This window comes from Pseudomonas sp. PS01297 (assembly GCF_029959305.1).
GTDB lineage: Bacteria > Pseudomonadota > Gammaproteobacteria > Pseudomonadales > Pseudomonadaceae > Aquipseudomonas > Aquipseudomonas helleri.
Genome location: NZ_JASCPQ010000121.1, coordinates 1 through 13,489 on the forward strand (window position 1 = coordinate 1; position 13,489 = coordinate 13,489).

At 58.3% G+C, this 13,489-nt stretch carries 7 protein-coding genes; 4 read left to right on the forward strand and 3 right to left on the reverse strand.

Going from position 1 to position 13,489, the window contains the following annotated elements; translation table 11 throughout:
• Positions 1-53 precede the first annotated feature (53 nt).
• Entirely contained in the window at positions 54-1,379 is a 1,326-nt protein-coding gene (locus QMX84_RS23735) for a sigma-54 dependent transcriptional regulator (protein WP_282364927.1), read from the reverse strand.
• Positions 1,380-1,382: 3 nt separating this feature from the next.
• Entirely contained in the window at positions 1,383-3,137 is a 1,755-nt protein-coding gene (locus QMX84_RS23740) for an ATP-binding protein (protein WP_282364929.1), read from the reverse strand.
• Positions 3,138-3,465: 328 nt separating this feature from the next.
• Here QMX84_RS23740 and QMX84_RS23745 point away from each other — a divergent pair, with 328 nt between their 5' ends.
• Together QMX84_RS23745 and QMX84_RS23750 are read left to right on the forward strand one after the other, a co-directional pair.
• Positions 3,466-3,729: a hypothetical protein gene (locus QMX84_RS23745; protein ID WP_048369687.1), complete on the forward strand. Its 264-nt coding sequence runs from the start codon at positions 3,466-3,468 to the stop codon at positions 3,727-3,729.
• 119 nt (positions 3,730-3,848) lie between these two features.
• Complete coding sequence (locus QMX84_RS23750) at positions 3,849-10,487, forward strand: NEL-type E3 ubiquitin ligase domain-containing protein (RefSeq protein WP_282364928.1); 6,639 nt, start codon at positions 3,849-3,851, stop codon at positions 10,485-10,487.
• On the opposite strand, the gene QMX84_RS23755 is transcribed toward QMX84_RS23750, so the two are convergent.
• A complete protein-coding gene (locus tag QMX84_RS23755) occupies positions 10,488-11,225 on the reverse strand; it encodes a 4'-phosphopantetheinyl transferase superfamily protein (protein WP_262123695.1) in 738 nt (245 codons plus the stop codon).
• A 146-nt stretch (positions 11,226-11,371) separates the two neighbouring features.
• Here QMX84_RS23755 and QMX84_RS23760 point away from each other — a divergent pair, with 146 nt between their 5' ends.
• The gene (locus QMX84_RS23760; RefSeq protein ID WP_048369693.1) at positions 11,372-12,049 is read left to right on the forward strand and encodes a response regulator; all 678 of its coding nucleotides are present in this window, start codon (positions 11,372-11,374) and stop codon (positions 12,047-12,049) included.
• The gene (locus tag QMX84_RS23765) at positions 12,046-13,392 is read left to right on the forward strand and encodes an ATP-binding protein (protein ID WP_262123696.1); all 1,347 of its coding nucleotides are present in this window, start codon (positions 12,046-12,048) and stop codon (positions 13,390-13,392) included. The genes QMX84_RS23760 and QMX84_RS23765 overlap by 4 nt, the downstream gene beginning before the upstream one ends.
• Positions 13,393-13,489 lie beyond the last annotated feature (97 nt).

A 13,489-nucleotide genomic window follows, 5' to 3' on the forward strand; every position in this document is an offset into this window, starting at 1 on the left:
AGCTTGCCTCGCGATCTTTTAAAAAATCAAAAGATCGCGAGGCAAGCTCGCTCCTACAGAAACGCTTCGCGCACCAAGCCATGGCGCTGCATCTTTTCATTCAGGGTGCGGCGGGGCAGTTGCAGTTCGTTGAGCACGGCCTTGATATCGCCTTTGTGGCGCGTCAACGCTGCCCGCAAGCATTGCGCTTCGAAGGCTTCTTGCTGCGCGACCAGCGATTGGCCTGCGTCAATGTCATCGAACTGCGGCTCGCCTAGCCCCAGCACGTGGCGCTCGGCGGTGTTTGCCAATTCGCGCACATTGCCCGGCCAGTGGTGACTGAGCAAATGTGCCAGTTGCGGCCCGGACACCGGCGTGGCGCTGCGCCCCAGCCGTTCTGCGGCCTGGCGGGCAAACGCCTCATATAACAGAGCAATGTCTTCGCGGCGATCCCGCAACGGTGCCAGGCGCAGTTCGGCCACGGTCAGGCGGTACGCCAGGTCTTCACGAAAACGCCCGGCCCGCGCTTCGTCGAGCAAATCCGGTTTGGTCGCGGCCACCACGCGCAAGTCCACAGGGATGCTCTGGTTGGAGCCCAAACGTTCCAGTTTTTGCTCCTGCAACACCCGCAGCAATTTGGCTTGCTGGGCCAGGGGCATACTTTCTATCTCATCGAGAAACAACGTGCCGCCGTCGGCGTATTCCAGCTTGCCGATACGTTTGCCCTGGGCGCCGGTGAACGCACCGTTTTCATGGCCAAACAACTCGGCCTCAAACAGTTGCTCGGGGATGGCCGCACAGTTCAACGCCACAAAGGGTTTGTCTGAACGCGGGCCAAAGTCATGCAGGCAGCGGGCGACCAGTTCTTTGCCGCTGCCGGTTTCGCCACGGATCAGCACGTTGACCGGTAATGGCGCCAAATCAATGATCTGTCGGCGCAAGGTCTGCACGCTGCGTGATACACCGAGCATGCGCCCGTCAATCTGTTCGCGCAGGTCGGCCTGTTCATGCAGGCGGCGGTTTTCCAGGACCAGCTGGCGCTTTTCCAGGGCCCGGCGCAGGCTGCTGAGCAAGGCTTCGGGGCTGAAGGGTTTTTCCAGAAAGTCGTAGGCGCCATCGCGCATGGCCTCGACCGCCATCGGCACGTCGCCATGCCCGGTCAGCAGAATCACCGGCAGGTCCGGGTCCCGTTGCTGTAACTGGCTGAGCAGGGCCAGGCCCCCCATGCCGGGCATGCGCACATCACTGACCACCACCCCGGCAAAGTGCGGCGGCAGTTGGCGCAGGCAGTCTTCGGCGCAACTGAACAGCTGCACTTTAAACCCGCTCAGGCTTAGCCACTGCTCCACGGCACTGCGAATACTGGCCTCATCATCGACCACGATCACTGAATTGAGCATGCTTCAAGAGTCCTGTGCGATCGGCAGCGTCAGCGTAAACAGCGCGCCCTCGCCCTGGTTGCTGGCGGTCAGGCGGCCGCCGAGTTCGTGAACGATGGCGTAAGACACCGCCAGCCCGAGCCCCAGTCCATCGCCCACCGGCTTGGTGGTGAAAAACGGATCGAAGATTTTACCCAAATGTTCCTCGCGAATCCCGCCACCGCTGTCGCTGACGGTCAACTGCCAGACTTGTTGATCTGCCTCGATACGGATCTGCAAGCGTTTGTTCGGTGAGTCGCGCAGGGCATCCAGCGCGTTGCGCAGCAGGTTGATCAGCACTTGCTCCAGGCGTATCGCGTCACCGCGCACCCAGGCCGGGCGCGCGAGGTCTACGTGCAGGTCAATGGCTTGCTCCTGCAAACGCGGCTCCAGCAGGTGCAAGGCGTGGTCGACGACGGTTGCCAGGTCGAGCTTTTCACGCAGGCCGCTGGGGCTTTGCCGGGCGTAGGTCTTAAGGTGCCCGGTGAGTGCGGCCATGCGCGTGAGCATGTTGTCCAGTGGCGCCAGGGCCTGGTAAGCCTCGTCGATGCGGCCATGTTCGAGCAACAGGCGCAAGGTCGCCAGCTGCATGCGCTGGGCGGTGAGCGGCTGGTTGATTTCATGGGCCAGCGCGGCAGACATCTGCCCCAGCGCCGCGAGTTTGGCCGATTGCACCAGGCCGTCCTGGGCGGTGCGCAAGTCGCGGGTGCGGTCTTCAACCAGTTGCTCAAGCTCGGCCCGGTTACGCTGGCGTAACCGCGACAGGCGCCAGCGTTGCAGCAAAAACAGCCCCAAAAACACCAGGGTTAGCCACAGGCCAACCCCGGCGAGTGCCGCATTACGGCGGTCTTCGGCCGAGATGTCCGGGCGCCGCAGTAAATGCAAGGTCCAGCCTTCGGCGCTGAGCGGCAGCGATTCCCACAAATAGTCTTGCGAGCCGTCCGGGCCATCGGTGCGGGTCAGGAAACTGCTGTCGTCAAAGCTGCGCAAGGTGCGGGTGTTCAGCGGGGTCAGCGGCTGTTTGTGGTACTGGCGGGTGACGGTGATTTCGCTGCGGTCCTGATCAGACAACGGCCGCAAATGGCGATAGCGCCAGCCCGGCTGGTTGGCGATAAAGACAATGCCCTTGGCATCGCTCACCAGCAAAATGTCGTTGCCATGGCTCCATTCGCGCTCAAGTTCCGGGAACTCCAACTTGACCACCATCGCGCCCAAAAACTTACCCTGGGCATCGTGAATGGCGCTGGATAAAAAGTAACCGGGGATGCCGCTGGTCACGCCCACGGCATAAAAGCTGCCGGTACCTTCGACCTGGGTTTGCTTGAAATAGGGGCGAAACGCGTAATTGTGCCCGACGTAACTGTTGGCGGTGTTCCAGTTACTGGCCGCCACGGCCAGCCCGGTATGGTCCATGAGCTCAAGGGTTGATGATTTCGCTGCGCCGTTGATGCGCTCCAGCTTGCGGTTGAGTGCGCATTGCAGCTCGGGCGTCATCGGGCCACTCAAGGCCGTGATCAATTCGGTGTCCAGCGCCAGCACTGCGGGCAGGGCGCGGTAGCGTTCAATCAAGGTATGCAGAGAATTGGCATACAGGTTTAACTGCTCGGGCCCGCGCCTGGCGCTTTCTTCCAGCGCATGGCGCTCGGCCTGATGCATCGCCCAGCCGCCAGCCAGAGCGGCGCCGACCACAATCAGCAGGGTGTACAGGGCCAGACGCAGGTGGCGAGCAGTCACGGGCATAAGGGGCAGGGGCATGGATGGGGGGCGCAAACCATAGCATGGCGGCGGTTCGGGCTCATACCTTGCCTCACGCAACCGTGAAGCCTATAGTCCCCCGGTCGCCCACATGGCGACCGGGTTTGGCGACTCGTAGAACTATGTGCGAAGGCTCTGCGCTATTTGCAGGTGTTTTCGTACGCGCACAATCTGTTATGGCAGCTGTGCGTGGGAGATCTTCGGGTCTGCCGGTTCAGTAGTTCTCGGTTCGCCAACCTGCGTACAGCTGCCACCTGATCGTTTGGCGACGGTGAGGTGGTGGTCTCTTAGCGAACTACTGAGGTTACATCCTATGAGCACTACTATTCCCATGACCGCCATCGACTGCTTGATCCCGTGCATGTTGATCGACACCCAAACCCCGCCCGATGTGATTCACGCCAACGCCGCCGCGCGGATTTTGGCCGTTACGCACTTGCTTGAAAGCGTGAGCCGCCTTGAGGGCTTTAACGCGGACAGCGTCGACCTTAAACACATCACTGAGGCTGCGGCGCTGTTATTGCGCGATGGCTGCGATTTGATGGACGCACTGGGACGCCGTTTGCAGGCGCAATGATCCCCGAACCCAAGTATTGATCGCTGTCACAGGCTGCTTTTTCAAGCCGTTACTTATGTACAGCACGTCCCGCAGGTGGGGTTGCTACGTTGGCGCATTCCTCCAACGGAGTCATAGCCATGACCAGTCGATCACCCTCGGTTCGCCAACGCGCACCGTTGCTCCTGTCCAGTACCCAGTGGGCGCAGAAAGAAGCCCTTGCTCATGTGTCGGCCATTTATGAAGAACATTTCGCTTCACTGACGCTCGAACAGAAAAAGCGCTACCCCGAACTGTTCAAGCGCTGCGAGCAGTCACAAAAAGATCTGGATCAGGAGCTCACGCGCCTAAAAGATACGTTCAAGACCACTCATCTGGCACAGCTCAAGCGCGAGCTGAAAAAACTTCTGGGGGTGGATATCGACCCCGAGAAGGCGCGAATTTATACGCGCTACCATGAAAATGTGGAGGAGGACTTTGTAGAGTATTTAGCACGAATCGGTGGACATCAAAGCGCCGCTCAGGAATCCAAATTCACCTTTGCTCCACCACGTACCAAACGCGCAGTGGATGAGTCCAGATTTAAAGAACACGTGAAGTCTGTGTCCTTGTGGGATGCCGCGTGTGAGAACTTCAGCTATCGCACAGATTCCGTGCTGCTCAAGCCGTTTAGCTATGAACAGGCGAGCCGAATTGACTACAACAGTGATTTAAAAGGGCAACCGGCGGGGCCGTTTATTGCCATTGTGCGTCAGCTTGATTTAGGTACTCAGTTGCATGCCGCACTGGATGAGGCCGTCGGCACCCATGGGTCGTTGGCCCTGCGCACGCAGGTGGCGGTGCGTGCCAGTTTTGAATTCGAGTTGCTGGAAGCGTTACGAAACGGTTGGTATGCAAAAATATTTCAGCGTGAGTATGGCAAGTTGGCCGCTATGTTAAAGGGCGACAGAGCCCCGCACATCTGGCCCGTTTCAATGAGTGCGTCCAAGAAATCCAGACTTTTATATGGGCAGATATATGGGCAGCCAGGTGAAAACGAAAACCGCAGTTTGTTGTTTGGCCCTACCGTAGAGATCTTCGATCATGTGGGTACAGGCGAGGTGCCCCTCCCGCTGTTCATCATCAAGGTGGAGGATGAAAGGGGCGTTTTCAGCTATTTCCCGCAGCGTTTAGGGGGCGCTCTGCGCTGGCACCAGGATGTATCCAGCGCGTTTACACAGTTTCGTGACCAGCTCAAAAGTGACTATGGTAAAGGCCAGTTAGGCTGGTTTATGCGCCAGCTTGGGTTGAAAGATTTGGGCTATTTCAGCCAATTGTTGAGTAAGGAGCCCAGACCCAAAGGCCTCACATGGCTGGCGAGTATTCTATATGACGGTTTTAAAGGTGTATTTCCCGAGCCCGACCTGGACAGCCTGCAACTGTATGTTGAAGAGTACGAGAGCGACTCGTTACCCATTGTCCAGGCCATTACTCAACGCCATCTGGAGCGTTATCGCTCAAACCTTAGCCAACTGGCCACCCCTAAATCCGTACGCGATTGGCAAGCGTTCAAAGAGGCCCTGAGCGATCTGGGCAATGAGGTACTTGCCTTGCTGACCACGCCCTTGCCGGGTGGTGTGTTGGGGCTGAATACGATCATGCAGGTCGCTGTGTTCGGCTCTTTGGCCTACAGCATTGTGCAAGGCATGAAGGAGGCCCTGAAAGGTGAGTCCACGACCTTCGCCAGTGCGATGGCCGATACCGCAGACCTGCTGATCAATGCCCGATTGATTGGGGTAGCCGCCAAGGTGCACCGTCAACGGATGCGCAAGCTTTGGAACACCTTGGGCCAGCCGCGCAAAATCACCAAAGTGGACGGTACGCCAGAGCTGTGGAATCCGCAGTTGACGGCTTACCCGCACCTGGCGGCGGCCGCGCTCGACAACCTGACACCCAACAGCGAAGGCCTGTATGAGCTCGCTGGCAAGGTTTACGCCAAAGTGCATGAGGGCGATCAGACGGTGGCGGTTGAAGTCACTTACGACCCGAAGGCCCAACATTACGCGTTGAAAGCTGACAACGCACAAGCCTTCACGCCTGCCGTGAAATACGACCCCGTGCACCAGGAGTGGCACCTGGCGCTGGACGATGTTCAAGCGCTGGGCGACGCACAACTGTTGCAGCGCATGTTGCCCGGTGACCTGGCTGACGTGGCTCAAGGGCGTATTGAGCGGATGCTGGACATTACTGGCACCCCCCGCGAGCAGTTGCTCAACGTCTGGCAAGGCGAGCTGATCTCTGGCCCGTTGGCCGATGGCGTTCGCCGCTTGCACGCGGACCAGTTGATCGACAGGATCATCAACGAGCTGCCGTTGCGCGGAGAAATGCCGGCCAACGCTGACGGTGCCGTGCTGGCCCTGTTGACCCAGTTGCCTGACTGGCCGGCCGATACCGTGCTGGATGTGTTCAACCAGCAGGGCCAATTGGTCGAGACGTATGGCAAGGACCCGCAGGCCGGAACTTTTCAGAGTCACGTTGAACTCAAGCGTCTGGATCATGGCACGTATGTCGCCAGGCACGATGCCACCCAGGGCAGCGCCCAAGTGGAGCAGATGTTCAGCTTGATTCTGGATCAACTGCCGGCCGCGTCCCCCCTTGGGCGTAACGCCAACCCCGATATCAGCAAAACTGGCCGAATTGCCTCGGTGCGTGAGCAAATAGCCAACAGGGCGAGTGGGGACAAAGGCTTGCTGTTCAAAGCGCTTACTGCACTGGAGGGGCACAAGCGCAGTGATCCGGAGGCCAGTTCAGACCCGGCCAAACAGTATTTGCCGTTGGTCTGCCCCCCGCTGTCGGAGTCGACCACGGCATTGTTGGCCAAGTTGCACGAGCTCAACCCCGCGTTGTCTATTGAGAGTCTGGAAACGTTGCTGGTGGATCATCCGTTCAATACTTACGCCGTTACGCGGGCGCTGGAGCATAACGCCCAGCCATTGGCGTTTGACTATGCCGCCGAGCGCTTAAAGACAAAGCTGCGGGTGGATCAGGCCCTGGACACGCTGTATCACCGTCGTGCCTTCAACCCCGATGGCGATCTTTGGGCACGTGAATTTGCCCGAGGGTTACTGCACGACAAGCTGGATCGCCGGTTGGTGGTCGTGGATGCAACCCGTACGCCCTCCTTGCCAGCCCCTGTGGCCAGTGGGTCAAATGACACCACTGTGGTGCTGACCCATCTGGGGCATGGGGTTTATCAAGCCACTGACTTGCGCAGCGGTGAGTCAGTCACGTATTCCCAGACCCCTGACAGTTTTTTCCTGGCCCTCAGGCATTTTTTGAGCCATGAAGAGCGTCAAACAGTGGGGGGAACTGACGCTGGTATCGACGGCTTGCGCCAAACCCTGGGTGATGCCATGCGTGCCAATCGCCAGGCCAATGGTGAGGTGAACCTGTGGGACACCACCACGGCCCAGTATGAACGCCGCGTGTCTCTGGACCGTAATCAGCCGCCAGGTGAGCTTGGGCTTTACGAGATCCAGGGTAAGGCTTACGTGGCCTTGCATGGCGCGGTCTACCAGGTTGAGTTTGACCGCGTGATTCACAAATGGCGCATGGTCCATCCCGATAAGCCGGGCGTGAATAGCCCCATTCTGGAACACAACTACAAGGGCGCCTGGCGTCAGCAAACCGAGCGGCCGCAACAGTGGGACGGGCTTAAGTTATTGCGTCGCTTGCGTGCCCAGCGGTTCACTTTCAGCGATGAGGTGGGGCGCCAGATCATGACCGTGAGCAACACAGATGAAGGGGTATTGCGCCGTGTGCACATGAACAACCTCGCGCCGCCGCCTTTGCTGATGGACACCTGGAAGCGTTTCAAGATTGAGGATGACATCAATGACTTTGTTAAAAAAATGCAGGCCCATCACACGCTGTCTGAGGCGAACGGCGATTTTCAACTGCTGCTGATTCAAAGCCTGCCGGGCTGGCCCCGTGACAAAGTCCTGCAAATAACCGATGCCCAAGGCGCGGTCATAAAGGAGTACGGTGCTGATCTGGACAGCGCCTTGGGGCGTATCCGGATTTCCATTGAAGCCTCGCGCCACGGGCGGTTTCTGCGCACCTTGCTGATGAACCTCAATGAGGCCGACACCCGTGCGTTGTTGGGTGAGTACAACCCGATTATTGAGAATTGGATGCTGGCCCTGGCAAAGAAAATTGCCGCCCACGCGTTAAAGCGTGAAGCCAACCTGTTCAGATCGATCTACGAAAATCAGGAGCACAGCGCAGATCCGCACGTGCAGCTTGTGCAAAAGCAGCACCCGCAATTACCCAAAAGCGTTATCGAACACGTGGTCCTTCATGCCTCACGTCATGAGCGCATCCATTACCTGGATAAAGGGCTGGTGCCGCCGCGTGTCACCGAGCAACTGCAATGGACGGCCAGAGAAGTCAGGCTGGCCCGCGCCTACGAGGGCTTGTACCTGAACGCTACGGCGACGCAGGACAGCGAAAAACTCACGCTGCATTTGTTGAAGTCGCTACCGGGGTGGCCGGGTGAAGTGAGCATTGAAGTGCGTGACGCCAGTGTCACCGGCAAGGTGCTTGACCGTATTGGCGCCGACGATGCCCCGGCCCCTCGGGTGTTGGTCCTGCGCGATGGTCGTTACCGTGCCTGGTCACGTGAAGGCCAGCCGGTTAACCCTGAGTCTGTGAACGGCAATAATTTGCTGTCGTCGATTCTGCATGCGCTGGAACCCACTGAGCGGGCAGCAATTGGGGTCAAGGATGTCAGTGACACGCAAAGCCTGAACCAAAAGATTCAGGCACTGGCTATCGCACACCGGTCCAACCTGAAAAAACTGTTGGGGCTGGAGCCGCCCGCACCGCCGCGCAAACCCCCGATGAATGTTGATCGTGAGTTTACGGTTTACCCGTTAACGGTAACGCTGGATAACGCCACTCATCCCTTGTCGCTGATCCGCGAGGCGCGGGATCTGTATCCGAGCATGGACTATGAAGACACGATCGACTTCCTCGATACGTTAGGCGCAACGCCAGCCGAGCGTGAGGCGGCACTTGTACAAAGGCGTACTCAATTTCAAATGCTGCAAGGCGAACTGAGGGCCTGGGAGCAAGCCCAGCTCTATCCGTTGGGCGAGAATCCTGCGGGTGTCGCTGCTCCGGGGCATCGTGCACAGGCGAGGGAGAGGATCGAGAGTGCCTGGCGCCGCGAAAGCGACCTCTCTGTGATGGAGGATACCGGTGACATCGTAGGCTTTGAGCTCGATTTGTCTGGCCTGGATATCGGCGACCTTCCCGCGATAAGCGGTGATTTCAGCCACGTTGGCGCATTGCTGATGGAGGGGATGAACTTGCGCAGTGGTTCGAATGAGTTTCTCGCCAGTTTCACCCACTTACGCCTGTTGGATATGTCCAATAATCAAATTGACCGTTTGCCTCCCGCGATTGCCGAAATGTCGCAGCTGATCTCACTTGAGCTGATGGACAACCGCATCACCCTCACGCCCGAAACGGCACAGCAACTGGCGAATCTTTCGAACCTGCGGGCACTGAGCCTGAGTGGCAACCCTCTGGGCATCAGCCCGGACGTCAGTCAGATGCTTGATTTGCACAGTCTGGACCTGAGCAATACGGGTATTAGCCAGTGGCCCAATGGTTTATGGGCGCTGCCTCATATCGACTGGGCGAACCTGAGAGACAATATGATGACGACCATCCCTGACGCAGTGTTTGAGCCGCAATGGACGGTTGGGGCGAACCAGGCAACCTCCATTTCCGGTAACCCGATGGATGCTCCAACGCGTGAACGTCTTATTGCTTATTGGGCCCAAGGCCACAGTGATTTTGGCTTCGGGCCGACATTTGCGCACGGCATTAATCAGATGACCCTTAACGCTCAAGCACAGACGGCGGCGAATGATGTTTCGCCGTGGTTGCCAAGTGACGCCAGCCCGGCTCAAACCGCAGCCAGAACGCAGCAATGGCAATTGCTACAAGGCGCGGGAGACAACGTCAACGACTTTTTCCAGACCCTTGTGCTGTTCGCACATGACCGCCACAAGATGAGTGAGCAGGTGTGGGCAAACCTGAAAAACCGTGTATGGACACTGATTGATCAAATGCTGGCCAATACCGCGCTGCGCGAAACCTTGTTGAACAGGATTTTCCGTGAAGAGCGAAGCTGCGGGGATGGGGCCATGGTGCTTTTGGAAAACATGGAAGTGGAAGTCCTGGTTCATGAGGCGCTAAACCGAGCGGGCGATGCACAGCGCGAAGCCGAGTTGTTCAACCTGGCCAAGCGCTTGTTCCGGTTAAGGCAAGTTGACCTGCTGTCGGAAGCTGAAGTGGCCAGGCGGGTGGCGGCGGGGGGCAATCCTGATGCCGCGGAAGTGATCCTGTTCTACCGTGTTGAGTTGGCTCAGTCCCTTGATTTACCGACCCAAGCGAGGACGATGCTGTATGCGCCGACTGCAGGTGTCAGCCCTGGGCAGATTGCAGCAGCACGCGCGAGTATTTTGGCGCTGGATGGCAGCCCGACGTTTATGCACGCCATCACTCACGAAAAATTTTGGCGAACTTTTCTGCTTAACAACTATGCCGATCGTTTTGCAACCATCGAGGCCGACTATCAGCGCGACTACACGAAACTCTCTGAAGAAAGCGGTCTGTCCGATGAGGTCGAGTTGCAGAGGGGGAGCGAGCTTACGCTGGCCAGAGATCAGCAGGTGAACCTGCTGATTGAGGAACTGACGCTAAACGTCTACAACTCAGCGACCTGATCACCGTGCAGCGCTGGCTTTAATCGCGACGGCGCTCAATAGTTGCTCATCCATCAAGGCAAATTGCCCTTCAAGCTCTTTGCCTTGATGCCACTCTTCAGACAAGTCCGTGAGCAGCCGCAAGCGCACCTGGCCGTCTTTTGACCAGCTCAGCACTTCGGCGTGCTCAAAGTAAAAGCGTTTGTGCACCAGCGGGTACAAGGCCTTGAACAGGCTTTCTTTGATCGAAAACGTCAGCGTGACAACCAGCGCCTGGTCCTCAACCGGGCCAGCGGCCATGCGTTGCAGCTCATCCGGCGTGAGGATTTCTTTGGCCAAACGTTGAGCGCGATCAAGGCTGAGCCTGTTTTCGAGGTCGATGCCCAACCCCAGCCAGTCACTTTTTAACGCCACCAGTGCCGCCGCACGGCCCTGGCTGTGGGTGATGGCGCCACTGATGTGCCGGGGCCACACGGGGGCGCGGTCTTCACCGATGGCCGGTGTTGCCCGGGTGCCGTCCAGGTGCAGCACCGCATCGCGGGCACACAGGCGGCCGGCCAGAAATTCGGCTTGGCGTTTTGCCACTGATCGTTGAATACTCGCAGGCAGGTGCAGACCGCTGCGGGTAAAGTCGTCCGGGGTCAGTTGCGCCGGGTCGAAGGCGGTGCTGCGCCATACGCTACCGGGCAGCGCAATGGGCAAGGGCCAGTCGCAGCCAAGCGGCGTGCAACAGGCTGGCAAGTCTGAAGATCTATTCATGGCGTGCATTCTGCTGGCCTTGTGCTGGCGGTGCAATTGTTCAGAGTGTGTTCAGGGCCTACGCCTTATTCTGTAAAGGCTAGGCTGGTAAATGTATAGGTGGTGGACTCACGTCCTTAGTGACGCGAAAGGCTTGGGAGAGCGCGATGAAATTGCTGGTGGTTGAAGATGAGGCGCTGTTGCGCCATCACTTGCAAACCCGTCTGACTGAAAGCGGCCATGTGGTCGAGGCGGTGGCCAATGCCGATGAGGCGTTGTACCAGACCGAGCAGTTCAATCACGATCTGGCGATGATTGATTTGGGTTTGCCGGGTATGGGCGGGCTGGAATTGATTCGTCAGTTGCGGGCGCGGGGCAAGACCTTCCCGATCCTGATCCTCACCGCGAGGGGTAACTGGCAAGACAAAGTCGAAGGGCTGGCGGCCGGTGCCGACGATTACGTGGTCAAGCCGTTCCAGTTCGAAGAGCTTGAGGCCCGTCTCAATGCGCTGTTGCGTCGTTCCAGCGGTTTCACCCAGTCGACCATCGTCGCGGGTGGGTTGGTGCTCGACATCAATCGCAAACAAGCAGTGCTGGACGACAAGCCGTTGCCACTGACCGCCTACGAGTACCGGATTCTGGAATACCTGATGCGCCATCATCAGCAAGTGGTGGCCAAGGACCGACTGATGGAACAGCTGTACCCGGATGACGAGGAACGTGATCCGAATGTGATCGAGGTGCTGGTCGGGCGCCTGCGTCGCAAGCTTGAGGGGGAAAGCGGCTTTAAGCCAATCGACACGGTACGCGGCTTGGGGTACCTGTTTACTGAGCGCTGTCGTTGATACGTTCACTTCGCGTTCGGTTAATGCTGGCGGCCACCTTGTTGGCCGTCCTTTTTATGCTCGCGCTGCTGCCGGCCATGCAAGGTGCGTTTAGCCTTGCCCTCAAAGATGCCATTGAGCAGCGCCTGGCCTCTGATGTGACAACGCTGATTTCGGCGGCGAAGGTTGAAAAAAACCACCTCAAAATGCCGACCTTGTTGCCGGATGAGGAACTCAACCTGCCGGACAGTCGCTTGCTGGGCTACATCTATGACCGCGACGGCCGCCTGGTGTGGCGTTCGCGGGCCACGCAAGAAGAAAACATCAATTACAAGCCCCGTTACGACGGGCGCGGTAATGAGTTTGCAAGCATCCGGGAAGACAGCGGTCAGGAGTTTTTTGTCTACGACGTTGAGGTTAAATCGCTGGGGGGACGAACGGCGGCGTTCAGTTTTGTGGCGTTGCAACCCATGCGTGAATACAACCTGACACTCGCCGGACTGCGCGAAAACCTCTACCTGGGGTTTGGCGCGGCGCTATTTGTTTTGCTGGCGCTGTTGTGGATCGGTCTGACGTGGGGGTTACAGGCATTGCGGCGCTTAAGTCAGGAACTGGATGAAATCGAAACCGGCGAACGCGAGAGCTTGAGCGAGCAGCATCCTCGCGAATTGCTGCGTTTAACCGGCTCGCTGAACCGTTTGCTGCAAAGCGAACGTGAGCAGCGTTCGCGCTACCGAGATTCTCTGGATGACCTGGCCCACAGCCTGAAAACGCCGCTGGCGGTGTTGCAGGGTGTAAGTGAAAGCATGGCGCAACGCCCCACCGAGCGTGAACAGGCCAAAGTGCTGCAAACCCAGATTGAACGCATGAACCAGCAAATCAGCTATCAATTGCAGCGGGCCAGCTTGCGTAAAAGTGGTCTGGTGCGCCATCAGGTTGAACTGCTGCCGGTGGTTGAAAGCCTGTGCAACACACTGGACAAGGTCTATCGCGACAAGCAGGTCAAGGTCAGCTACGACATTGCCCCGCTCAGCCATGTGCCGATTGAACAGAACGCCTTGCTGGAGTTGCTCGGTAACCTGCTGGAAAACGCCTACCGGCTGTGCCTGCGGCAAGTGCGGGTCAGCCTGCATCGAAATGCTCTGGGCATTGAAGTGTGCGTAGAAGATGACGGGCCGGGCGTGCCCCTCGACCAGCGCGCGCGTATTTTGCAGCGTGGCGAACGGCTGGACCGGCAGCATCCGGGGCAGGGCATCGGGTTGGCGGTGGTTAAAGACATCATCGAAAGCTACGACGCCCAACTGACCCTGGACGACTCACCGCTGGGTGGCGCTGCGTTCCGGATTCGCTTTTCGACAGTGTGAATTTAAGCGCACTTGACCTGTGTGGGAGCGGGCTTGCTCGCGATTGGATCGACAACGTGTAACAGGCATACCGGGTTGACTGCATCGCGAGCAAGCC